Origin of the sequence: Pseudomonas lini (genome assembly GCF_001042905.1) — a bacterium.
Classification (GTDB): Bacteria; Pseudomonadota; Gammaproteobacteria; order Pseudomonadales; family Pseudomonadaceae; genus Aquipseudomonas; species Aquipseudomonas lini.
The window spans coordinates 525,360-550,324 of the sequence record NZ_JYLB01000001.1; the positions used below are offsets into that span (position 1 = coordinate 525,360).

Annotated in this window: 19 protein-coding genes; 6 read left to right on the forward strand and 13 right to left on the reverse strand. The window is 57.9% G+C overall.

Features of this window, described 5'->3' with window-relative positions; translation table 11 throughout:
* Positions 1-4: 4 nt before the first annotated feature.
* The 13 genes from galE to TU81_RS02395 form a co-directional block, all read right to left on the reverse strand.
* On the reverse strand, positions 5-1,069 hold the full coding sequence (gene galE / locus TU81_RS02335) for a UDP-glucose 4-epimerase GalE (protein WP_048393117.1): 1,065 nt from the start codon (positions 1,067-1,069) through the stop codon (positions 5-7).
* 1,139 nt (positions 1,070-2,208) lie between these two features.
* Positions 2,209-3,627 (reverse strand): oligosaccharide flippase family protein, encoded by a 1,419-nt coding sequence (locus TU81_RS02340; protein ID WP_048393119.1) that lies wholly within the window; start codon positions 3,625-3,627, stop codon positions 2,209-2,211.
* Between the two features lie 13 nt (positions 3,628-3,640).
* Positions 3,641-4,594, reverse strand: a complete 954-nt coding sequence (locus TU81_RS02345) for a glycosyltransferase family 2 protein (protein ID WP_048393121.1) — start codon at positions 4,592-4,594, stop codon at positions 3,641-3,643.
* A 17-nt stretch (positions 4,595-4,611) separates the two neighbouring features.
* Positions 4,612-5,925 (reverse strand): O-antigen ligase family protein, encoded by a 1,314-nt coding sequence (locus TU81_RS02350; RefSeq protein ID WP_048393122.1) that lies wholly within the window; start codon positions 5,923-5,925, stop codon positions 4,612-4,614.
* Positions 5,922-7,031, reverse strand: coding sequence for a glycosyltransferase (locus TU81_RS02355; protein WP_048393124.1), 1,110 nt, complete (start codon positions 7,029-7,031; stop codon positions 5,922-5,924). Before TU81_RS02355 ends, TU81_RS02350 begins: the two co-directional genes overlap by 4 nt.
* Entirely contained in the window at positions 7,028-8,107 is a 1,080-nt protein-coding gene (locus tag TU81_RS02360) for a glycosyltransferase (RefSeq protein WP_048393127.1), read from the reverse strand. Before TU81_RS02360 ends, TU81_RS02355 begins: the two co-directional genes overlap by 4 nt.
* Before the next feature lie 2 nt (positions 8,108-8,109).
* Positions 8,110-8,853 carry a WecB/TagA/CpsF family glycosyltransferase gene (locus tag TU81_RS02365; RefSeq protein WP_048393129.1) on the reverse strand — a complete coding sequence of 248 codons (744 nt, stop codon included), beginning with the start codon at positions 8,851-8,853 and terminating at the stop codon, positions 8,110-8,112.
* A gap of 11 nt (positions 8,854-8,864) precedes the next feature.
* On the reverse strand, positions 8,865-10,256 hold the full coding sequence (locus TU81_RS02370) for an undecaprenyl-phosphate glucose phosphotransferase (RefSeq protein ID WP_048393131.1): 1,392 nt from the start codon (positions 10,254-10,256) through the stop codon (positions 8,865-8,867).
* Positions 10,257-10,399: 143 nt separating this feature from the next.
* On the reverse strand, positions 10,400-12,655 hold the full coding sequence (locus TU81_RS02375) for a GumC family protein (RefSeq protein ID WP_038983076.1): 2,256 nt from the start codon (positions 12,653-12,655) through the stop codon (positions 10,400-10,402).
* Positions 12,656-12,657: 2 nt separating this feature from the next.
* Positions 12,658-13,191 carry a polysaccharide biosynthesis/export family protein gene (locus TU81_RS02380; protein WP_038983077.1) on the reverse strand — a complete coding sequence of 178 codons (534 nt, stop codon included), beginning with the start codon at positions 13,189-13,191 and terminating at the stop codon, positions 12,658-12,660.
* A gap of 12 nt (positions 13,192-13,203) precedes the next feature.
* The gene (locus TU81_RS02385) at positions 13,204-14,358 is read right to left on the reverse strand and encodes an outer membrane beta-barrel protein (RefSeq protein ID WP_048393133.1); all 1,155 of its coding nucleotides are present in this window, start codon (positions 14,356-14,358) and stop codon (positions 13,204-13,206) included.
* Between the two features lie 212 nt (positions 14,359-14,570).
* Positions 14,571-15,092: a transcription/translation regulatory transformer protein RfaH gene (gene rfaH / locus TU81_RS29215; RefSeq protein WP_080772128.1), complete on the reverse strand. Its 522-nt coding sequence runs from the start codon at positions 15,090-15,092 to the stop codon at positions 14,571-14,573.
* Between the two features lie 648 nt (positions 15,093-15,740).
* Complete coding sequence (locus TU81_RS02395; RefSeq protein WP_038983080.1) at positions 15,741-17,210, reverse strand: aldehyde dehydrogenase family protein; 1,470 nt, start codon at positions 17,208-17,210, stop codon at positions 15,741-15,743.
* Positions 17,211-17,635: 425 nt separating this feature from the next.
* Between TU81_RS02395 and TU81_RS02400 the strand changes: the two genes are divergently transcribed.
* The 6 genes from TU81_RS02400 (at position 17,636) to TU81_RS02425 (ending at position 24,964) form a co-directional block, all read left to right on the forward strand.
* Positions 17,636-18,961, forward strand: coding sequence for an NAD(P)/FAD-dependent oxidoreductase (locus TU81_RS02400; protein WP_048393643.1), 1,326 nt, complete (start codon positions 17,636-17,638; stop codon positions 18,959-18,961).
* A gap of 418 nt (positions 18,962-19,379) precedes the next feature.
* Complete coding sequence (locus tag TU81_RS02405; protein ID WP_030128895.1) at positions 19,380-20,048, forward strand: haloacid dehalogenase type II; 669 nt, start codon at positions 19,380-19,382, stop codon at positions 20,046-20,048.
* A 36-nt stretch (positions 20,049-20,084) separates the two neighbouring features.
* The gene (locus tag TU81_RS02410; protein ID WP_038983081.1) at positions 20,085-21,359 is read left to right on the forward strand and encodes an NAD(P)/FAD-dependent oxidoreductase; all 1,275 of its coding nucleotides are present in this window, start codon (positions 20,085-20,087) and stop codon (positions 21,357-21,359) included.
* An 86-nt stretch (positions 21,360-21,445) separates the two neighbouring features.
* Positions 21,446-23,092 carry an ABC transporter substrate-binding protein gene (locus tag TU81_RS02415; RefSeq protein WP_048393139.1) on the forward strand — a complete coding sequence of 549 codons (1,647 nt, stop codon included), beginning with the start codon at positions 21,446-21,448 and terminating at the stop codon, positions 23,090-23,092.
* Between the two features lie 46 nt (positions 23,093-23,138).
* Complete coding sequence (locus tag TU81_RS02420; RefSeq protein WP_038983083.1) at positions 23,139-24,095, forward strand: ABC transporter permease; 957 nt, start codon at positions 23,139-23,141, stop codon at positions 24,093-24,095.
* The gene (locus tag TU81_RS02425) at positions 24,092-24,964 is read left to right on the forward strand and encodes an ABC transporter permease (protein ID WP_038983084.1); all 873 of its coding nucleotides are present in this window, start codon (positions 24,092-24,094) and stop codon (positions 24,962-24,964) included. Before TU81_RS02420 ends, TU81_RS02425 begins: the two co-directional genes overlap by 4 nt.
* Position 24,965 lies beyond the last annotated feature (1 nt).

The window sequence follows — 24,965 nt, forward strand, 5'->3', positions numbered from 1 at the left end:
TTGCTCATACCCGTTGCTTTAACGCAACGGTTGCCAATAACTCGGACTGGGCGTGGTAGCCATGCGGATTACGCAGCTGCCATCGCCAGGTGTCGATGATCATCCGCACCAGGTCGCGCTGTGCGTACCAGCCCAGATCACGCCCGGCCTTGGTGGGATTGGCCCAGCATTCAGCGATATCGCCGGCGCGGCGCGGCGCGAATCGGAAGGGGATGCTAATGCCGGTGATGTCCTCGAAGGCACGGATGATCTGCAGAACGCTGTAGCCAATACCGGTTCCCAGGTTCCAGACATGGACGCCATTTCTGCTCTGCAACGCTTGCAGCGCTTTGAGATGGCCATCGGCAAGGTCGACCACATGCACGTAGTCGCGCACGCATGTTCCGTCGACGGTGGGGTAGTCGCTGCCGAACACCATCAATTCGGGCACTCGCCCCATCGCGACTTGGGTCAGGCAAGGCAACAGGTTGTTGGGCCTGCCGTTGGGGTTTTCCCCGATCTGCCCGCTCTCATGCGCGCCGATCGGGTTGAAGTAGCGCAATACAGCGATGCTCCAGCGCGGATCCGACAGGCATAGGTCGGTGAGCAATTCTTCGATCAGGAGCTTGGTGCGACCGTATGGACTTATCGGTTTGCCGGTGCCCAGGTCTTCAATGATCGGTATCTGCCGGGGGGCGCCATACACGGTGGCCGATGAGCTGAACACCAGTTTGAAGACTTCGTGTCGGGCCATCGCATGGCAGAGATTGAGCGTGCCGACCACATTGTTGGCGTAATAATCCAGTGGCTTTCGAACGCTTTCCTCGACGGATTTGAGACCGGCAAAATGCATCACGGCGTCGATATCGTAGCGGCTGAAAATGTCGTCGAGCAGCTTGGTGTTGCGAATATCGCCTTCAATGAAATCGACCCGTGTCTGGGTCAAACGCTCCAGACGCGTGAGCGATTCGCGGCAGCTGTTACATAGATTATCGAGCACCAGTACCTGCTGGCCGGCGTTGATCAGGGCCAAGGTGGTATGGGAACCGATGTATCCGGCTCCGCCTGTAATCAGCGTGGTTTTTCCCATGATAGGGCGCTCCGGTCACAAGAAGACTGGACAAGATGGGGAGTGCGGTCCGTGCGGTCCGTGCGGGTCGTGTGGTTCCTGGGTTCTTGCGGGATGCGGGATGCGGGAGAGGGTGCACATATCCGTTTTTGCGGTCATGGCCGCTGGCGGTTTCGCTTTTACAGCGAGTCACTTTCGAAAAGCGCGAAAGTAACCAAAGCGCTTCTGCCCCTTTCGTTCGGTGCCTCGCCCAGGCTCGGCATGCCCTCGCTCCGGTCCTGCTCCGTGGGCCCGCCGCGATCGGCCATCCATGGCCGTGCGCGGCTAACCCGGCATCCATGCCGGGTTGCCCACTGCGCAGAACCTGCGCTCGGCCTCTCGAGGGGGCGGTGCGTCAACATCAAAAGCTGCAGGCGAGCTAACGCACGGCCTGTTGAGTGGTGAACAGCAGAGCGGATGTGCGTTGGTTGGGGATGTGTTCTGATTTTTTGTGTGCTGCGATGATGGCGGCACATTCAACATCACATTGACTGACCTGCCGCTATCGCGGGCAAGCCCGCTCCCACAGGATTTGTGTCGTACACAGATTTTATATATGCCCGCTCCTCCTGTGGGAGCTGGCTTGCCTGCGATGGCGGCCTGTCAGCCGACCAGTCTTCCCCCGAATGTACCCACTCCAAGTGTGTGCGAGCCTGCTCGCGAAGCTGTTGATCTTGCCGTTGCCGTTGCCGTTGCCGTTGCTTTGGCTTTTGATCTTGATCTGCCGCCCCTTTCCCAGAGGCCGAACGTAGGCATTGCGCAGGGGGCACCGCGGCAAGGATGCCGCGGTAGCCGCCCCCGGCCATGGATGGCCGATGGCGGCGGGCCCCCGGAGCAATGCCGGAGTGAGGGCATGCCGAGCCTGAGCGAGGCACCGAATGGCGGGGCAGAAGCGCTTTGGTTACTTTCGCGCTTTTCGAAAGTGACTCGCTGTAAAAGCGAAACCAATAGAAGCCGTTACCGCAGAAACGGATATGTACACCATCAAAAATCCCATCGGCTATCAGGCCGCCTTCGCGGGCAAGCCTCGCTCCTACAAAGGGGCAACAATCGCCAGCCAACACAACCGCAGAAACGGATATGTACACCGACACCAAGCTTCGATGCGTCGATCAGAGCATTCAACGAGCAGTGAACACCGATTTGAATTCTTGCGGCCATCGTGGGTGCAACGCGCTATAGGCCAGCGCATAAGTGAGCGTGCCGATTCCGATGTTGGCGGCCAGATGCCAATAGCCCCGAAAATCCAGGTACGGAGAAACAAGCACCACGGCGGCGGCCATGATGAGCGAGGCGATCATGCTGCGATAATTGGATTCGATGAATACTCGCCAGCCATAACCTATTGCCGTGTTCAGCCCGCGGACCTGCAGGGGCGTCATGATCACCATCCGCGCCAGCAAGGCCACGGCGGCAGCCATGCCTGCGTAGAGGTGACCCAGGCTGTAAACCAGCGCCAGCGCCAGCAGGGTGGTTGCCAATTCAGCCTTGACGATCAGGTGGGTTCGATTGACCGCCACCAGGGCTGTCATGGCGTACATGGCGGTGTTGCCGATGGCCGCCGTGCAGGCAAGTACTTGCAGCAAGGGAATGGCGTCTGCCCATTTGGCGCCGAATATCAACAGGATGATGTCCTCGGCCGTTAACGCGATACCGACGAACAGTGGCGTGAGCAGGAACCCGCTGATGGCCGTCGAGTCGCTGATCACCTCGATCAACCGCGCAGTATCGCTTCCGCGCCGGGCGAACACCGGCAGCGCATAACTCAAGAGGCCGTTATAGATCGCCGAGCGAGGCAGATCGATGATGCGCATAGCCATATTGAACATGCCGACGGCATGGGCGCCGGCCGTAATGCCAAGTACCACATTGACGCCGCGCTGCAGCGTCTGCGAACTCATTACGTTGATGGCAAGCGGTGCTCCGGCCGTCAACAATTCGCGCAGGAAGGGTCCGTCAATGTAGAAGGCAATCCGCCGGCGGTTTCCGAGCATCAATACGACGATGGAAACGAACTCCATGATCAGCGCTTGAGCGATCACGGCCCAGGCGCCAAATCCCCAGAACGCAATGGCGATTCCCCCCACACCGCCGGCCACTTTGCCCAATAGCGTGCGCGAGGCCAGCATTTTGAAGTTGCCGGTGCGGCGCATTTCCACGACATAGACCCGCGCCATCATGGTGAAGAGAATTTTCACCGAGGCGACCGCCGTCATCCATTGCAGCACCGAGGATTTCGTATACAGCATGGCCGCGAACGATATGACGACGATGGAGGCCAAGCTGATCAGCACCGCGAACCAGAAGGCCGTGCAAATATGTTTTTCTTCCAGACGCTCCAACCGTACCAGCGGATCTTCGAGCATTGACGAGTAGAGGATGGCGAACATCTCGACGATCACAATGATCACCGTGCCCACACCCAGCTCTGCCGGCGACATCAGCCTGGCATACGCAACAAAGGTAATCATCGACAGGAAAATCAGGCCGAATTTCTCGGTGAAAATCCAGATCAATTTAACCAGGCGGTGATTGGCCATGGCGGATGCCGGCTCAATGAGCGGTGGTTGACGCAGCTGGCTTGCGCAATGATCGGACGCACGCGTAGAGGAAGCGCAATGTCGGTTTACCGTTCCTGAAGATCAGCGTTTGCCAGGAGTACTCCAGCATTCGCCGGTACACACCGATCACCTGGGCATGCTCGCCTCTGCGGGAAAACAGTTCGAGAAAGTCGCTGTGGCTGCCCAGCGCGAAATCGATCCGTTGCTGCTTGCTGAGCTGCGCGCCAAACTGGGCGAGGTACGCTTCGATGAACCTGATCTTGTACGGGTAGTACCTTGTCGGTTGCGCGGTCATATTGGCGCTGTTGACCATGCGCTGCAGCAGCACCTCTGGCACCGTGTGGACCTCCCAGTGTTCGGCGATCCGGGTCCACATGAAGCGGTCTTCGGAGTAACGCAGGCTGGCATTGAAGCCACCGAGTTGCATGATCACGTCGCGTCTGGCCATCGCGGAGGACACGCCATTGAGGACGTTGGCGCGGATGAAATCGTCGAAATGCCTACCGTTTTTTTGCCGGTTTTCCAGTATTCGCTTTCCGTCGCTGTAATCGTTATGCACGTAGCAATCTACCAGCCCCACCGGCCGTCCCTGACGAATCAGTTCGTCAAACAGTGCCACTTGTTGCTCCAGTTTTTGCGGATACCATCTGTCATCGGCATCGAGAAACGCCACAAAAGTCTCTTCACAGTGCTGCAGTCCGTGGTTGCGGGCACTGGCTTGGCCTTCGTTGGCTTGGTGCAACAGCGTCAGGCGAAACGGCGCCGCGAAGTCTTTGACCCGTTGGGGGCCATCATCGGTGGAACCATCGTCGATGACGATGACATGATCGGGCAGTCGCGTTTGCCCGGCCACGGACGCCAGTGTTTGCTCAATGCTGTCGGCGCCGTTGTACATCGCGATTATGACGCACACTGAATGGGGTGAAGGGGGGGCTTGGTCTGGCACGGTTATTTCTCCTCTTGTTACGCCTTGGCCGAGTCGCGTGGTAATGCCTTGCCAGGCGGACGTTGACGCAGGGTTGCCGGTGACAACTGGGGGTATGTCACGTGGTGATGCCGAAATGAGAGGGCCAGAATGCAGAACACCAGAAACTCTGCGCTGCGGTAGTTGGGAACGACGTACGCCACATAGTTAGTGAGCATGAACGATCCGATGATGACCATTGCGCTGGCGTGAAACCGTGGCGACTGATCCGCCACCACGGCCCGGTAGTGTTTGATCAGCGCTTCGATCAGCATGAGGATAAGCGCTGTCAGCTGAATGACGCCGCCGTTAAGCAAGGTTTCCATGTAGCCGCTGTGGGCATTGCCGATATAACCCCAGCGGTTGATGAATGTCTCGGCGCCCGGGCTGGACCAGAAGGCGCCGAAGCCGTAACCCTTGAGGAATTCGGCATCGATCAGCGGAGCGAGCAGGCCCCAGATCAGCGTGCGATCGGTGAGTGAGTCGTCACGCCCGATCAGCCCCAGCAGCAGCGTGTAATTGCCATAGAGAAAAAGGCAGATCAGCAAATAGATAAATGTCGTACCAAGGAATGCTGTCAGTGAGCGATTGATGTGCATGCGGATCAGAGTGAGGAAGTACCAATAACTGACTGTGCCGGCAACAATCAGCGCCAAGGCCGTGGCAGATTGGGCCAGCGCAATCGCGATCAGCGAGAATATCGAGTAGAGGATGGCCCAGGGATTGCGCTGACGAATCATCGGCAGCAGTAACAGAATGGCGATAGCGTTGATCCGGGCGCCGGCATTCTTTTCCGGGAAAATCCCCTTGAACGCACCATCGCGAATACCGCCGTCAATGAAAGCGATGTCAGGCCTGAGAAGTCCCAATATCAAGCCGAACAACGCAGCGGCACCAATGATGCAGCCGAGCATGAAGGCGATTTTCTCGAGGCTGTAGTTGTAGGCGATGAACCCTGCAAAGAACACCACGCTGATCAACGCCACAAAACGTTTGAAACTCAACATCGGGTCGTGGGACCAACTGATCGAAACAGCCAGGCCGAGTATGAACAGCAGCAGGAAGGCATTGTTCCGGTAAAAGCTTTTGCTGATGAAGACCTTGTTGCGGATGAAGAAGAACAGCGGAACCAGCAGGGTGATCAGGCCGCAGATCTGGTTGACCACGTTGCCTTCGAGGTCTTTTTCGGCTGCACCCAGATTCGACACATCAGCCAACCCGAAAAAAAATCCGATGACCTGGATGTAGAACAGCACGCCGAACAACGTGAAAGCGTCGCGCAGGGTGGTGTACCTGACTTCCAGTTTGTTCATGACGACAGCCCTGCCAATGCATCGAGATAGGTTTTTGCGGCGCGGGCACTGATGAAGCGTGCCGCAGCATCAATGCGCGCCTGACGGTTTGCATCACGTGGCAACGTCAGTTCCACGGTGATCGCCTGCGCCAGTGCATCAGGGTCGTCGACCGCCACCAGCGGTGCAATCGCGCCATTGTCGAGAATCTCTTGCGGGCCATAAGGGCAGTGGGTCGATACCACCGGGGTGCCCGTGGACATGGCTTCGACCAGCGCGTTGGGGCTGCCCTCGAAACGCGACGACAACACAAAGCAATCGGCCGCTGCCACTTCCGCCAATGGATCGCTGGTATAGCCCGGCAGATCGAAGCGGTCGGCCACGCCCAAGGCGACGGCCTGTTCGAATAACTCGGTTCTGAGCGCGCCTTCGCCGAAAATGATCAATCGAACATCGGGATCGGCTAATCGGGCGAAGGCATCGATCAATACGTCAAAGCCTTTTTGCCGTGCCAGGCGACCTACGGCGACAATCACCGGGGTGGTTTTTTTCAGCAGCCAGCGGTGATTCGGACGTCCCGGCGCCTTGTCGCGAAAGTCGTTATCGAGCACCGGGTTATCGGCGATGGTGACATCCTGCGCACGGGTGATGGTGGTGTCGACCAGATCCTGGGCGACACCGCGCGAGACGCAGATCACCGGATTGGGGATGAGTCGGTACAGCAGCGGTGCCAACAGATACGCGGTGCGCACCGCCAATGCGGGGTTGACGTGTTTGTCATGAGAAAACGCATTGCGCTCACTGACATGCAGGCGCGCCAGAGTACCGGACAGCGTGGCCGCGGCGATGGCTACCACGTTGACGTGGGTGAGGGCAGCCAGTAGCGCGTCAAAGCGGTTTTGGCGAAGAAAGCGTGCCAGCGCCGGCACCGCCCTGGAACTGCGCGCACTGTGCAGCTCGACGCGCTTGACCCTTGGGTCGATGCACGCCGAGTTCACACCTGTATCGGTGAGCATCAGTAAGGTCACGTCATTGCCTGCGTCAGTCAGCGCACCGGCGAGGCGCACCATCATTTTTTCGGCGCCGCCCCCGCCCAGGTCCTGCAGAATAATCAGCAGCCTTTTCATTGATTCCATACCTGGTAGTACGCCTGCGCGGCGTATTGGCTGGTGTACTGTCGGATGGCGTCAGCGGCCACCTGACCGCTTGGCGCAGCATGGCGTTGCGAGGTCACGCTGCGCAGCATCCCTTCGGCCAGCGCCGGTACATCATTGACCTTGACCAGATCGCCAAGGCGGCCGTTATCAAGCAGTTCCCTGGGCCCGGTTTCGCAGTCGCAGGCCAACACTGGCGTGCCCAGCGCCAGGGCTTCGATCAGCACGGTCGGCAAGCCCTCATGAAACGAACTCAGGATCAGCAGTCGAGCCTGCCTGATCAATGGGTACGGATTGCTCAGGAAACCGGTGAAATGCACACGATTCTCGATGCCCAGGCGGCCAGCCTGTGAGGTCAGCGCGGCGAGTAACGGGCCATCGCCGATGATCACCAGATCCGGCAGCGCGGCGCTGCGCAAGGCCATGGCATAGGCGTCGAGCAGCAGGTGGAAACCCTTCGGTTCCACCAGTCGGCCCACCGCTAACCAGAACTCGGCCGGCAACCCGGTGAGCATGGGCGTCTGTGCGGCGCTGAGCAGTTGTTCGGTGACCACTGCATTGGGGCAATAACGGATGCGCTCGCGACCCCAGGGCACCCGCTCGGCGAGGGACTGGCGCAGCCCGTTGGAAACCGTCACTACCCGGCCGTTGCCACAGAGGTACAACGCATAGAGCAGACGCAGGGTGGCGGGACTGATTTTTTGTTCGCTGCAATCCAGTGCGGCATGACGGCTGTAGATGACCTTGCATGGGCTACCCAAGGTGGCAAACCAGGTGCAGAGGTTGGCTCGTTCCTTGGCGGCGATGAGGTGGGTCACCTGTTCGCGACGAATAATCCGCCGCAGCAATACGATGGACTTGATCAGACCGACGATTCCATTGCCACCGCCATTGAGCGTGGCAGCCCCTTCATCGTCCGGCGTGTCGCCGTTCATGACGAAATAACTGACACGCTGGCCATCCTCGAGAAACTGTCTGGCCAGGCGTTGCTGAACACGCTCCAGGCCACCATCGGGCTTGAAGTCCTTGAGGATGAACAGGATATGCATGGTTATTGCTCAGTGATCAATGTGCATTGATCAAGGCGCTCAGGATAAGTGACATTGATGGTCACTTCCCGCCGAACGATCTTCACCAATAGATGAACAAAATTGGTCGGGTAGTCGATCAGGTAGCGTTTGATGGTGTGCGGTTCGCAGTACATCCGATAGAACGCGCGCAGATGCAGGCGGTTGATCAGCTCAGGGTAATAATCATGAGTGGCCGTGGCTTCTTGGCGAATGAAACCACCACAGGTGAATGCCACACCGGTGAAGCCGGCACGCAGGGCATCTTGCTCGAACTGTTCCTGCAGCCCGGCGCCCAGGCCTACGATCAGGATGTTCGCTTCACTGCGGCAGATGTCTGTTTGAATGCACGCGGCCTGCGGCGCGTCGAAATAGCCGTTGTGATGACCGGCGATAATCAGCGCCGGGTAGCGAGCCTTGATCTTGTCGATGAACAGGTCCAGTTCGGCTTGCCGGGCACCGACAAAATAGAGGCGCTTGCCTTGTTTCTCGGCGCAACTGAACACAGAGTCGGCGATGGACGTGAAGTCGAAGCTGACCCGGCCGATCGTGCGGCCGGTGATGCGCGACATGAAGGTTGACATCAGCATGCCGTCGCAAAAATAGGCGATGGACGTCGGGTGTCGGTCGAACAGACTGCCGACAGACGCAAAATTGATGAAGGAAAATGCCTTGTTGGCGTCCAGCAGAGTGGGTGCGTAATGGCCGATTAATTCCAGGTCGATCATTGCCTGATACCTCAATAAATATCTTTTGAGAACAACGTAAAAGGGGTCTTGACCAGAATCTTGATATCGAGCCACAGCGACCATTGGTTGATGTAGTTGAGGTCCTGGGCGACGCGCTGCTGCATTTTTTCCAGCGTCTGGGTTTCACCTCGATGCCCGGTGATCTGGGCCAACCCGGTGATGCCCGGCTTGAGGCGATGACGGGCCATGTAGGCGCGAACCTTGCCGGTGTAATAAATGTTGTGCGTGACCGCGTGCGGTCGCGGGCCGACCAGGGCCATTTCACCGCAGAGCACGTTGAACAGTTGCGGTAACTCGTCGATGGAACTACGGCGCAGAAAACGCCCAAGCGGGGTGATGCGGTCATCCTCGCGGGTGGCCTGACGGACTTCGTTGTCGTCGTGCAAACGCATCGACCGGAACTTCCAGACCTTGATCACCTCAGCGTTACAGCCGTAGCGATTTTGTTTGAACAACACCGGGCCGGGCGAGGAAAGCTTGATGGCTGCCGCCACGATCAGCAGCAAGGGGCTGAGCACAATAATGCCCACGGCGGCCAGGCTACGTTCGAACAGCTCTTTGCAGAGCAGGCTGCCGGGGTGCGAACTGATAAGGCTTTCATTGAGGTAGATGGCCGGCATTCGCTCTATTTCCGAGATCGACTGATTGAGCAGCACCATGCTGCCGAAATCGGGGATCCAGACCACGTCGACATTCATGTCCAGAAGATCGATGTACAAGGCTTCGATGATGGCGGCTTGTGCCATTGGCAAGACGATGTAGACGCGGCGTACATGTAGGCGGGTGATAATTTCGCGAATCTCGTCGATGCGTCCCAGCAGCGGCAGAATGCTCGGGGCCGGGCCGGTATGTTCGGCGGTTGCAATAAAACCCAGTAGCGGTACGCGATTGCGTCTGGACAGTTTTCTCGCCAGCTTATGGGCGGTCGGACACGTCCCGATGATCACCGCGCGGCGCTCGTTGCAGAGCTTGTGTGAATGCAGTCGGGCCAGGTAATGCAGGGGCAAAAAGCTCGCCGCCTGGACCAGATATCCCAATACGGCCCAGACAATGATCACCTGACGCGAGAAAATCACGCTGGTCTGGGTGACGAAGGCAATGCTGATCAGCACGGCCAGCAAGATCATCCAGGCCGCCAGCAGCCGAGCAAGCCCTGACAACCACTCATGACGCTTGTGGTAAACCTGCATGACGCTGTAGATCGGCACCGAACCTAGAACGGTGAGAATCATCAGAACGCGGTATTCGCTGGTGAGGCTGCCGACTCGCCCGTACACGAGCAACACCAGCAGCAGGTTGACCAGGGTGAGTGCGCACAGCCATTGGCCCCAGAAGGTCAGACCTCGACGGCGCGTCATTTGAGCGGTGTAGAGCGATGTCATCGGCTCAACCTCCGGGCATGGGTTGGACTTCGGCGCCGAATACTGCACGCCCTCGTTCCCGCACGCTGGTATAGCTCGACTGGAATGAAGCAGCTTTTGGTAGATGTTTGGAGGGAGACTACTGGACAGACAGGTACAAGATTTTACCTGGACATGTAGTCGTAGTTCTGGAACGTATCGGAATGGCTGTAGCCCTGTTTGCGGGCCTTGCTCAAGTCAACCTGGTTAAGCACCACACCGAACACCGGCGCATGACTCTGCTGCAGTATCGCGAGGCACTTCTGCACCTGGCTGACAGGCGTGCTTTGGGCCTTGATCACGTAGATCACCGCATCCGAATGCTTGGCCAGCAACAGTGCATCGCTGACCATTTGCGCAGGCGGGGAGTCGATGATGATGCGTTGGTACCGCGACTTCAGCGCCTCTAGCATGGGGGCCAGGCGCGGCGAGCTGAGCAGATCCAGCGGTGGCGGTGACAGCTTCCCGGCCGGCAGCATGTCGAGATTGCCGACAGTGCGGATGCAGTCCTCGAGCCGCGCAGTGCCTGCCAGAACGTTGGCCAACCCCGGGCCGTCCGCCGGAAAATCGAAGTTGAGCGACAGGCTGGGTCTGCGCATGTCGGCGTCGATCAACAGGACACGTTCCAGCTTGGCGAGTGAGTAGGCCAGATTGTTGGCGATGGTGCTTTTACCTTCATCGGCCATGGTCGAGGCAACGAGAACCACATGAGACGGCATGTCGCTGCTGTGCAACATCAACCAGGTGCGCAGGTTACGAATGGTCTCGCAGAAACGCGGATGGTCGTTGTCGTCGAACAGTCGCGCGAGTTGCCGGCGGCTTTTCCTCGTGACCAGCGGCACCACGCTGAGCAGGGGAACGTCAAGCGTGCTTTCGATCGCTTCGTCGGTCTTGAAGGTTTTGTTAAGGGTTTCTGAAAGTAATGCCAGCACAACACCGATCAGTGCCGCCACGATGGCAACAATCGCTACAATCAATGATTTACGAGGCTTGCTCGGTTCCAGAGGAACAATCGCAGGGTCGACGATGCGCGCCTTGGTAGCGTCCATGTCGGCCGTGGCCGTGGTTTCTTTCAAACGGGTGATGAAGGTCTCATACAGCGCGCGGCTGCTGTCGACCTCACGCTGAAATTCACGCAGCTGGAACTCCTTGCGCGAAATGTCCTGTATCTGCGCCTTGTTGCTGTTGAATGATTTACGCAGTGAGTTTTCACTGGTTCGGGCTAGCTGGTAATCCTGTTCGATGCTAGCCACCACCTGTCGAACCTGCAGGCGCAAGCTGTCGGTGGCCGTACGCAACTCGGCGCGCGCGGCGGCCAGAGTCGGGTGTTTTGGACCATAGCGCCCGGACAGTTCTTCGACCTTGGCTTGAGCCTTGGCCTGTTGCGCCTGGAATTTTTGCACCAGAGGATTGCTCAAGACGGCCGGCACACTGGACAGTTTGCTCAGGTTGCCATTGCTCAAGGTCTGTACCTGGCGGAACCGGCTCTCGGCTTCTGCCAGGTTACGGCGCGCATCGATCATGCGGTTGCCGGTCATTTCCAGTTCATTGGCGCTGATGGTGGCGACACCGCCGACGCCGCCGACGTCAACCAGGCCTTGTGCTTCCCGATAGGCCTGAAGTTTGTTTTCGGCACTGCGCAGGTTATTACGCAACTCGATCAGGCGTGAATTCATCCAGCTGGTATTGGTCTGTGAGGACCTCAGATTGTTGTCGAACTGGCTATCGATGAAGCCTTGGGCAATGGCGTTGGCGGTAGCGGCAGCCAAACCAGGGTCGGGCAATTCCACTTCTATCTTGATCAGCTGGCTCTTGCCGACGAATTTGACATGGGTACGCCGCATCAGATCCTGCGTGACTTGATTGAAGACATCGGCTTCGGAGGGCCTCACCTGCACGGGTATAAAGCGGCCCAGTACTGGCAGCCATTGGTCCAGTTCAAGCGCGGCCAACCATCGCCGTGGCGCAAACCAGGACTTCGGTTGCTGACGTGGATCAGTGACCGGATGAGTGGTCAGGCTCAGCTTTTTGACTGCGCGTTCAGCCAAGTCCCGCGATTGCAAGAGTGCCAGTTGCGTCTGCAAATAGTCGACGGTACCGGAGCTTGAATCCGTGACTTGCTGAAATGTCAGCAGCGGGGGCGTTTTTTCTTTGATCAGGAGGGTGGTGCTACCGGTGTACTGCGCAGGAATGAACGACAGCGTGGCCATCGCCAGTACACAGCCGAGCACTATCAACCCGCCGATTTTCCAATGGGCGCGCCAGATCACCCTCCAGTATTTGAGCAGGTCAATGGTGTCCTTTTCCTCGCTGTACGGCTGATGCTGCGGCACATGCGGCTGGATCGGACGCTCGACATATAGGCTTGGGCTGTTATCCATGATTAGAAAAAGCCTTGTGCAATGGAAATGGTGTCACCGGGGGCGATGGCGGTGCTGCGCGTGACCTTGTCGGTCAGTGGTGGGGAGCCATCGCCGCGCACGATGGTCACCCGTTTGATCGAGGCTCGTTCAGTCAGGCCGCCGCCCAGGGCGATGGCTTTTTCCAGCGTCAAGCCGGGCTCGAACGGATAGCTACCGGGTTTCTGTACCTCTCCATTGATGTAGAACGAGCGGTAGACGATCAGGTTGACGCTGACCTTGGGGTCGACCAGGTAACCTTGCTTGAGCCCATCGACGATGATCTTTTCCACCTGATTGGGCGTAAACCCCTTGGCGGCAATGTCACCCAAAAATGGATAGGAAAACATTCCGGCATCGTTGAGACGGATTTTCTCGAAGCTCAGGTCCCGCTCACCGAATACCGTGATGCGCAACACATCGCCGGCTGCCAGTTTGTACTGGGTGCCGGGGTCTGCTGCAAAAGTCGCGGGCAACAGCCATGGCAAGAACAACAAGCCAAGCATTCGGGCGTTCATAGGGAAAACCTCTTAAAGACTGACGTTGAAGCTGAGCAGGAAAATGTTGCGTTCAAAACTCTGATTGTCGACATCGGAGTCATCGTTGCGGTAGCGATAGCCCAGCTCGATATCCAGCCAGCGGCGCATTGCGTACTCCACGGCGAGGTTGTAGTCACGAAGGTCATCGGTGCGGTCCTGCCCTTCGTATTCGTAGCGGGCCAGCCCGACTTCGGCCACCGTGGTGATGCGTTCGGTCCAGCCATGACGCCAGCCGACCAGGGCCGAGGTGGTCTTGACGGCATCAGCACCGTCGTCGCCCTCGGCCATGGCCTGGCGGGCAACAAACGAGAAGGTCGAATAGGTTCGTGGTTTCCATCGCAGATCCACCTGCCAGGTCGGGTTACTGAGGTCATCGACACTGCTGTCATCAAAGTTCTTGCGCTCATAACCAACGCGGACTTTACCGGTGGTGCGTGCGGTGAAGTCCCATTCGGCACCGGCAAGCACCGCATCGGATGTGCTATTGAGGCGGCTGTTGGATCGGTAATCAAAGTCGGTATGGTCGTATTCCAGCAATCCACGTGTATTGCTGCCGATGCGGTGGTACCAAGTGGTGGTCAGGCCAGTGGTATCGCGCTCTTTGTCGTCGTTGATGCCTCCCGAATTGTCGTAGCGAAGTTGCGCATAACTGGCGCCCAGATCGATCTGATTGGCAGCGCTTCTGGCGCCATAGGTATAGAGGCCATTGACGCGGTTACTGCGAATCTTGTCATTGATGCCATCGACAGCGGTCGACGTCGTGCGCTCGTATTTACGTGCTTCCGCGTCAAGTTTCAGGCGATGGCGATCCGTGAATTCCATGATGCTGTTGAGGCGCACGCGTTGTGCCGTATTCGAAGCATCCGAGTCGTCATGATAAATGTACCGGGTAGGCTGCCAGATAAGTCGGGTGGCACTGTTGCGGTCTTCAGCCTTGAGTTCGAAAGTGGGTGCCACTTTGGTCACCATGGATGACTGCGCGCGCTCCAGTTCGCGGAAATTGTCATCATAACTTTCTGAAAACAGCAGGGTAGGGGTGAAGTCGAACCCATAAATATCAATGGACTGGGGATCGAGACTCCAGGCCGTTCCGGGACATAAATAGATCATGATCAGCGCGAAAGGGCCGCGGGTCTTGAGAGCCATATCATTGCTCCTGGGGGTGAGTTCAATGACTATAGACCGGAAAAATAGTGGATGAGTGTGGTTGTGTAATGCCGGTAGCTATCAATGATTTAATTGTGGGGGAAGAGTTTGTAAGTTTAATTAATAACTGGCCGGGGAGTAGTAAAGACACAGTATGCTGGAGCGGCGTAGGTTGTTGTGAAGTGCGCTAGTTAATAGCCGTAATGATTTATTTATAAATGAGGCCGGGGTCGCTCAATGTCAGTCAATGGCACGCCAACCTGATGTTCTCTATTCAAGAAGTGCAGAAGAATCATGACTCGTTCGTCACCTAACATGCTCAGGAAAATACCTTCAAGTGTCGACAGGGGGCCTCGGGTTATTTGCAGCGTTTCGCCAGGCTTGAACGGTTGGGGAGTGTGCGATTCTGGTGGTTTGAAACACCGGGCGCGCAGATGTTCGATGACGTCGTCCGGTACCGTTGCCGGGCCGTGATTGAAATCGACGATGCGGCTGACCCCGCGGGTAGAGCGCAAGGGCGCCCATTTGTCGTCACGGCTCAGCTGAATGAAAAGATACCCCGGAAAGAGAGATTCAAGCGATTGATGGGGTTTGCCATGAATCAGGCGCTCGCTAATAATTTGCGGGCAAAATATGACGTAGTTTTGACGCAATAAATTGATTTGAGCCCGTTCATCCTGACGCGGCTTGCACTGCAAAAGATACCAACTGGAACCTGGGGTACTCGTCAGCATTCTGGCAAGCTCCGGAGTATTGGTTAAGCATGCCTGTTCGCATCAGCAATGCCACTGCGCTTCCAATGTTCTATAGAGAATGCGGAATCGCGAAGGTGTTAAGTCAATGGAACAGGTGTATCAATAATGAAGCATCTAATGCACAAGTAGAGTTCAAGTCAATAATCTGGCGCGAGCGCCGCTTAGTGCAGAAGATTCTCTTCGCCGAACTGCACTCAAGCAGAACTCTGGATCGAAAAGTGTAAACGTAACTTAACGCTATAAGTGATATCGTCGCGTCATCAAAGGAGGGTTGTTTCTTTGCGATGGCCAAAGCTACCGCAGGGTCCGAACTCTCGGTCCTTTGAAAAACAAACACTTTCGATCGTGAACTTGAACGCAGGGGGTGACGTATATCTATTAATGGAGTTACATCTTTTGTTATACGTCGACCCTCTTAGGTATCGACCACTCCAGACGGCCTGTCAAATGTCACTAGTCAAAAATATAGCCTTCTGTCCAATAATCTACTAAGGCGCTTCAACCCATTGTTTTAACAAGTTATTTTGTTGGTGGCGTCCTGCTGAAATCGGGTACAAGACTTCACTCAATGTCGGCGAACCGCGCACGGCTCGCCTCAGTTCTTCATGGTGATCCCCGAAGGAGTCTCTATCGATCTTCGCCAAACCCAATGATTGCCTTGGTTTCGAGGTACTCTTCAAAGCCATGGACACCATACTCACGACCATTACCAGATCGCTTGTAGCCACCGAATGGCGCCATTGGATCCCAGGCAGGGTAATTCAGGTGCACTTGTCCGGCGCGGATACGAGAGGCGACGGCACGTGCAAGATCAAGGTTCTGAGCCTGGACATGGGCGCCTAACCCATAGACCGTGTCGTTTGCGATAGCGATCGCCTCATCGACTGTCTCATAGGGAATGATGCACAGCACTGGACCAAAAATTTCTTCCTGGGCAATCCGCATGGCGGAATCGACCTCGGAGAAAACAGTCGGTCGGGTGTAGAAGCCCTTTTCATAACCCTGTACGCGTCCGGGGCCGCCGCACACGAGTTTTGCGCCCTCATTCAGGCCTGCTTCGATCATTGCTTGCACCCGGCTGAACTGGGCGTCGTTGGCTATGGGGCCGAGTACCGTCTCTTCCGAACGCGGATCACCGACGATGATTGCATTGGCGGTTGCTGCGGCCAGCGATTCGACCTCTGCCAGTCTGTCTTTTGGGACGATCATTCTTGTCGGGGCGCTGCAGGATTGTCCGACGTTGCGAAACGCAGACATCACGCCCAGCGGGACGGCTTTGGCGAAATCGGCGTCGGGAAGCAGAACGTTCGGGGACTTGCCTCCCAGTTCTTGCGTAACGCGCTTCACCGTATGGGCGGCCGCCTGTGCGACCAGCGCGCCTGCGCGGTTTGAGCCGGTGATCGAAATCATATCGATATCAGGGTGCGCCGCCATGGCTGCGCCGACCTCGGAACCACTTCCATTCACAAGGTTGAACACGCCCGGTGGAAGGCCTGCGTCATGCACCAGTTGTGCAAAAAGAAGGGCGCTCAGTGGCGACAGTTCGCTGGGTTTCAGGACCACTGTGCAGCCGGCAGCAATAGCCGGGGCGACTTTTGCGGTGATCTGATAAAGCGGCCAGTTCCACGGAGTGATGAGACCGCAAACGCCTATCGGTTCGTGTTCAATCGCGGTGCTGCCTTCAACGGTTTGGAAACGATAGGTGGACAGCAAATCGCGTGCGACCCGAACGTGTTCGGCCGCGAGTGGCACTTGCATGGCCCGGGCGGAACCGATGGCAGCGCCCATTTCCAGAGAGATCGCCTGCGCGAGCAGTTCTTTTCGTTCAAGGATGAGGTCATAGATCTTTCCAAGGAAAAGCGCGCGCGATGCTGCCGAGGTGGCAGACCAACCAGCCAATGCTGCACGAGCCGCAGCGACTGCCCGATCAACATCCTCGGCAGACCCTTGCGCGACGTGCGCAACAACCTCTTCAGTTGCCGGATTGACCACCGGCAAACTGGCCGGGATTGCCGGGGAAGACCAACAACCGTTGATATAAAACTGGTGAGACGTTTGCGGATCAACGCTGTAGCCATTCGAAGATTGTGTTGTCATCCAACTAGCTCCTTAGAGCGGTAATAGGCACTGCAAGCAGCAGAGGGCGGTCATCAATAAGCTAACAAAGCGGCCCAGACAAAATGTGCCGTTCTTTAAGTTTGCAAGGGATAATCTGCTGTATCTGCGAGGCTAACTTTGCATCAACGTCACTTGACCCGGTTACGCCAGTGCCCCGTAGCCGCAGAGCAAGAGCGCGAAAGGACCGTCCCGCACAGTCTGCTGAACGAGTCCTGTAAAACGGTGGTTTGTACCAGGCAGCCTATATTTTTAATAGTTTATGCATGGTCGCCTGGTGTTGTAATAAATCCGTGATGCAGCATTGCGCCGATGCCTCCCGAACGGAGCAACTGCTTGCCTTGGTCGCAATCCTCAGCGAATGGCCGGCGCACCAGCGACCCCGGCCCTCAATGGACATCCCTAAAATGCCTGCACCTTTAACTCCCGTAGAGACGAATTCTGTACTTGCGACGGACGCTGACGTTGTCGTGATTGGCGGCGGCATTGTCGGAACTTTTACTGCCTATTACCTGGCCAAGCGCGGCATGAAGGTCGCACTGGTGGAAAAAGGACGCATCGGTGCTGAGCAGTCGAGTCGAAACTGGGGCTGGTGCCGTCAGCAAAATCGAGACGCCCGTGAGCTGCCGTTGTCGACCAAAAGCCTGGAGCTGTGGGAGCAGTTCGCAGCAGAATCTGGTGAGGACACAGGATTTAGACGATGCGGCTTGCTCTATCTCAGCAACAACGAGAAGGAACTGGCTGGCTGGGCACAATGGGGTGAATTTGCCCGTACTGTCGATGTAAAAACCCATATGCTGACCGCGGAACAAGCTGCTCAACACGGCCGGGCGACCGGTAAACCCTGGAAAGGCGGGGTCTTTGCGCCTACCGACGGTATTGCGGACCCATCTCGTGCGGCTCCGGCGGTTGCACGGGCCATCATTAAACTTGGCGGCACTGTGCACCAGGGGTGCGCAGCACGTGGCCTCGAGACCGAGGGTGGCCGGTTGTCTGCAGTCGTCACCGAGAAGGGCGCCATTCGCACGAAGCTCGCTGTGCTTGCCGGAGGCGCGTGGGCCTCCTCTTTCTGCCGTCAGTACGGCATTCGGTTTCCCCAGGCAACCATTCGCCAGACGGTGTTGTCGGTTTCCCAGGGCGCCAAAGAGATACCTGATGCGCTCCACACGGCTGACGTCTCCATGACCCGTCGCTCCAATGGAGAGTTCACACTGTCCATCAGCGGTAGTGGGCGTGTTGACCCCACCCTGCAACTTCTGCGTTTCGCCCCGCAGTTCCTGCCAATGTTCCAGCGCAGATGGCGCAAGCTTGCGCCTGGCGGCCTGCAAGGCTTCCAGTCGGGTCATGAAGGCTTGGGCCGCTGGCGTTTGGACCAGCCAACGCCGATGGAGAGGATGCGAATTCTTGATCCGAAGGCAGACGCATCGATTGTTGAATTGACTTACAAACGCGCAGTAGATCTGGTCCCGCTGCTGAAAGCGTCGTCGGTCACCGGAGCCTGGGCAGGCTATGTGGACAGCACGCCTGACGGCGTCCCGGGAATCGGCGAGATGGTGACCCTCCCTGGCCTGGTGCTTGCGGCCGGGTTCAGTGGCCATGGCTTCGGCATCGGCCCTGGGGCAGGCCACTTGATCGCCGACATTGTCAGCGGCAGCGACCCCTTGGTTGATCCTCGACCCTATCACCCGGACCGATTCCAGTCTTCGGCGTGGGGCAAGGTCGCGGAATTCTGAAAATGGGCCGCCTACCGATGCAGATCTAATCAAACGGCTGCTCGGCACAGGCCCGAATGGGCCCTGTCACTCACTCGTAAAAACAATAAACGGGCGCATTCCTCAGGGGGATGCGCCCGTTCTCGTTGCGCAGGCAGATTCTGCCGCATGTTGGGTTCCGAGTCGCTCGCCGGTGTGCCATAACGGCCCACAAAGCTCAGAAAAAGGGGGGCAGCGCCCGAGTCTGGAGCGTCCCGCACAGTCTGCTGAGCAAGCCCTGTAAAACGGTGGTTTGTGCCAAGCAACCTATACTTTTAACGATTTATGCAGGGTCTCTTGGTGTTGTAATAATTTCGTGATGCAGCGTTACCCCGATGCTTCTCGAACGGAGTAACTGCTTGCCCCGTCATGACCTCAACCATCATTCAGGACTGCACTCATGAGCTTTCTTCGACCCAAGTTTATTACCTTTGACTGCTACGGCACGTTGACCAACTTCCAAATGGGAAACATGACGCGCGAGCTGTTCGCCGACCGTGTCCCTGCCGGGCAAATGGATCAGTTCGTCAAGGACTTCTCCGCCTATCGTCTGGATCAGGTGATGGGTGACTGGCGGCCGTATGATGAAATTATCAAGACCTCTCTGGCGCGGGTCTGCAAACGTTGGGGCATCGAGTACAAAGGCGAAGGCCAACTTTATTACGACGCCGTACCGACGTGGGGGCCGCATGCCGACGTGCCGGCTGGCCTGGCGAAAATCGCCGACAAGATTCCGCTGGTGATTTTCTCCAACGCAATGGACGAGCAGATCATGTCCAACGTCGACAAGCTCGGCGCGCCTTTCCATAAAGTCTTCACCGCCCAGCAAGCTCAAGCCTACAAGCCGCGCCTGGCCGCCTTCGAGTTCATGCTCGATAACCTCGGCTGCGGGCCGGAGGACGTTCTGCACGTATCTTCAAGCTTCCGCTATGACCTGATGTCGGCCCACGACATGAAGATCAAGCACAAAGCCTTCGTTGCCCGTGGTCACGAACAGCCGGCGAATGCGGTCTATGGCTACCACCAGATCCCCGATATCGGCGGTTTGGCCGGTTTGGTCGGTCTCTGAGTCTCAGGGCACTCTTCAAGGCAAAAGGGGATAGACATGGGCAGTGAGTCCTATTGGCTCGATACCGCACCGGTATTCACCGGTGCCCAGCTCGGTGCGTTGCCCGGGCAGGTCGATGTGGCCATCGTCGGTGGTGGTTTCACCGGCCTGGCGGCGGCCCGGGCCCTGGCCTTGAAGGGGGCCAGTGTGGTGGTGCTGGAAGGTGGGCGGGTGATTGGCGAAGCGTCAGGGCGCAATGGCGGTCAGTGCAACACCGGCGTTGCCCAGGACTACGCGGCGCTCAGCGCCAGCCTCGGCGCTGATAAAGCGCGAGCCTATTACCTGGCCTATGAAAGCGCCGTGCAGAGTGTCGTCTCGCTGGTAGAGCAGGAGCAGATTGCCTGTGACCTCAAGCGCAATGGCAAGCTCAAACTGGCCGCCAAACCGATGCATTACGAAGGCTTGGCGCGCACCTGCGAACTGATTCGGCGGGAGGTCGATGCCGAAGTTGAATTGCTCTCTGCGCAAGAGGCCCGTGCTGAAGTCAACTCGGCCCAGTTCCATGGCGGCTTGCTGCAGCGCAACGGCGTGCAGATGCATGTCGGGCGCTTCGGTGTCGGTCTGGCCGAAGCGGCCGCACGTCACGGTGCGTTGATCTTCCAGGGCGTGTCGGTGACGGACTGGAAAGCCCGTGCCGGCGGCTATCAGGTCAACACCACCAAGGGTTCGCTGCACGCCAAACAGGTTCTGCTGGCTACAGGCACGTGCCAGCAGGGCGGATTGGGCTGGTATCGGCGGCGGATCGTGCCGGTGGGCAGTTTCGTGATCGCCACCGAGGTGCTACCGCAGGCCCTGATCGACAGCTTGCTGCCGGCACGGCGTTCCTATGTCACCAGCCGCATGATCGGTAACTACTTCCGCCTGACGCCGGACAACCGCTTGCTGTTTGGCGGTCGTGCGCGGTTTGCCATGTCTGACAGCGTTTCCGACGCCAAGAGCGGCAAAGTGTTGCAAGCGGCGATGGTGCAGATGTTCCCGCAGCTGGCTGGCGTGAAGATCGACTATTGCTGGGGCGGGTTGGTGGACATGACCTCTGATCGGCTGCCCCGGGCCGGCCAGCATGGAGGCGTTTATTACTCCATGGGTTACAGCGGTCATGGCGTACAGATGTCGGTGCACATGGGGCAGGTCATGGCCGAGGTCATGGCCGGCAAGGTCGAAGCCAATCCCTGGCGCGAACTCGACTGGCCAGCCATTCCCGGGCATTTCGGCAAGCCCTGGTTCCTGCCCTTGGTGGGTGCGTATTACCGCCTGCAGGACTACCTGCACTGAGTTCAAGGTATTTGCTTTACGTTTCAACCACACACGATTAATCGCGAGCACTCGAGCCTTATCATTTTTCGAAAGGTAGAACTGACATGACTGACAACAAAAACAGTATCGACTCCCAGTTGATCACAGGGAAAGAAAGTCTGCGCATTTTCGAAGGGCTCAATCGCGGCATGTCACGCCGCAATGCATTGCAAATGCTGGGGTTGGCAGGGGTGGCCGTCGCGGGCGCCGGCAGCCTGTTCGGCGCCGCCGGCAAGCTGTTTGCCGATGATGAAGCCGCAAGCCCTGGCAAAGGCAAACCTGGCGGTCGTATCCGCGTCGCAGGCTCGTCCAGTTCCACCGCCGACACCCTGGACCCGGCCAAAGGTTCATCGTCCACCGACTACGTGCGCCATTACATGTTCTACAACGGCCTGACGCGGTTCGACAGCCATATGGTGCCGCAACTCGAGTTGGCCGAGCGTATCGACACCACTGACGCCACGCTCTGGGTGATCACCCTGCGCAAGGAAGTAGTCTTCCACAACGGCAAGCCTCTGACCGCCGCCGACGTGGTGTTCTCTCTGTTGCGGCACAAGGATCCAATCACCGGTTCCAAGGTCCTGCCGCTGGCGTCGCAGTTCGCCGAAGTCAAAGCCAACGGCACCCATGAAGTGCAGATACAGTTGAGCGGCCCAAATGCTGAACTGCCATCGGTGCTTGCCATCTCTCACATGTTGATCGTTCCCGAGGGGACGAGTGATTTCAGCCAGGGCATCGGCACCGGCCCGTTCAAGGCCAAAGAGTTCAAGCCTGGAGTGCGTTCGATTGGTGTGCGCAATACCAATTACTGGAAACCCGGTTTGCCGTATCTGGACGAGATCGAATTTATCGCCATTGCCGACGAGCCGTCACGGATCAACGCCCTGTTGTCGGGCGACGTACAAATCGTCAACGAAGTTAACCCGCGTTCAACGGTTCGTATCAAGGCCAGTACCAAGCATCGGGTCGTGGACTCGCCGTCGGGTAACTACACCGACCTGATCATTCGTCAGGACCAGTTGCCAGGCAAAAGCCCAGAGTTCACCGAGGCCATGAAGTTGCTGCTGGACCGGGAACAGATCAAGTCGGCGATATTCCGGGGCTACGCCAGGGTCGGCAACGATCACCCGATCGCACCCGGTGCGCGCTTCTACAACGCCGACCTGCCACAACGTGCCTACGACCCGGAAAAAGCCAAGTTCCTGCTCAAAAAGGCCGGTATGGAAAGCATCACCATGCCGCTGATGTGCTCGCCTGCCGCGACCGGTTCGGTGGACATCGCTGTGCTACTGCAGCAGTCAGCCAAACAGGCCGGGCTCAAGCTCGACGTCAACCGCCTGCCGAGCGATGGCTACTGGTCCAACCATTGGGCGAAGCACCCGCTGAGTTTCGGCAACATCAACCCGCGGCCCAATGCCGACATGCTTTTCTCGCAGTTCTTCCAGTCGACAGCACCCTGGAATGAGTCCGGCTGGAAAAACGAACAGTTCGACCAGCTGCTGGTACAAGCCCGAGGCGAAACCGACGAGGCCAAGCGCGGCAAGATGTACGCAGACATGCAAACCCTGGTGCATGAACACAGCGGCATCGGCGTGCCGGTGTTCATCAGCAACATCGATGGCGCCGATCAGCGAGTCAAAGGTTATGGCACCAACCCTCTGGGTGGTTTCATGGGCTACATGTTTGCCGAGCAGATCTGGCTGGACGCTTGATGAAAGTCGGGTTTTTGCTGCAGCGATATTGCATGAGGATAGGGTGATGAATAGCAACACACTGTGGTTGATCGGCCGGCGCCTGGGCGCGGCGATCGTGACCTTGTTGATTGTGTCCATGGTGGTTTTCGCCATCACGGCGGTGCTGCCGGGGGACGCGGCGCAACAGTCTCTGGGGCAGTTCGCCACGCCGGAACAAGTGGCAGCCTTGCGCCTGAAAATGGGGCTGGATCAGCCTGGTGTGTTGCGTTACCTGCACTGGTTGATGAACTTGCTCAGTGGTGACATGGGGCTGTCCGTCTCCAACGCCATGCCGGTCAGCGAGTTGATGGCCGGGCGGGTGCCCAACACCCTGATGCTGGCGGCCGCCACGGCGCTGGTGTCAGTACCGGTGGCGTTGATCCTGGGTATCGGTTCGGCGATGGGGCGGGGCGGGCGCATCGACAGTTTCCTCAGCTTTTTGACCTTGACCATGGTGGCGGTGCCGGAGTTTCTGGTGGCGACCCTGGCGGTGCTGATTTTCGCGGTGAACCTGGGCTGGTTGTCGGCGCTGTCCTACGCCAGTGACATCACTTCACCTTGGCAATTCATGCGCACTTACGCATTGCCGGTGATGACGCTGTGCTGCGTCATCGTCGCGCAAATGGCACGCATGACCCGGGCGGCGGTGATCGATCAGCTCGACAGTCCTTACGTGGAAATGGCCCGGCTCAAAGGCGTGAGCAAGATTCGGATCGTCCTGCGCCATGCCTTGCCCAATGCCATCGGCCCCATCGCCAATGCCATCGCCCTGAGCCTTTCCTATCTGTTGGGCGGGGTGGTGATCGTCGAGACGATCTTCAACTACCCCGGCATCGCCAGCCTGATGGTCGATGCAGTGACCAACCGCGACATGGCATTGGTTCAAGCCTGCACCATGTTGTTTTGTACGGCGTATCTGACGTTGGTGCTGATTGCCGACCTGTGCGCGATTCTTTCCAATCCGAGGCTGAGAAATCAATGAACAATCTCATTGTGAAATCGCCGGCTACTAACAAATTGGCGCTGGGCAAGGTTTCCCACGGATCGTCCTGGCTCGGCCTGATCGGCGCCGCGATGTGTGTGATCTGGTTGCTGGTGGCCATCTTCGGTCCGTGGCTGGCGCCGCATCCGGTGGGGGAAGTGGTCTCTGATAATGTCTTCGACAACCTGAGTGCTGCTTACCCGTTCGGCACCGATTACCTGGGCCGCGACATGCTCAGCCGAATCCTCGTCGGCGCACGATTCACCGTTGGCCTGGCGTTGATAGCCGCGGTAATGGCCAGCGGGTTGGGGACCAGCTTTGCGTTGCTGTCGGTGGTTTCACCCAAGTGGCTGGATGAGTTGATCAGTCGCCTGATGGACGCCTTCATTTCGATCCCCAGCAAGATGCTGGCATTGATCATGGTCTCGGCCTTCGGCTCCTCGGTCACCTTGCTGATCTGCACGGCTGTATTGAGTTTCACCCCGGGCGCGTTCCGTATCGCCCGCAGCATGGCGGTGAATATCGAAGCGCTGGAATACGTGCAAGTGGCCCGTACTCGCGGCGAGCGTCGGCTGTACATCGCCTGCGTGGAAATCCTGCCGAACATGCTCAACCCGGTGCTGACGGACCTGGGCTTGCGCTTCGGTTTCATCGTCCTGCTGCTCAGCGGCATGAGCTTTCTGGGCCTGGGTGTGCAACCGCCGGATGCCGACCTCGGCTCCCTGGTGCGCGAGAACATCGGTGGCCTCAATCAGGGCGCACCGGCCATCGTGATTCCAGCCCTGGCCATCGGCACGCTGACCATCGGTGTGAATCTGTTTATCGACCGGCTGTCGTCGCGACGTAGTCGACGTTCGGGAGGCCATTGAA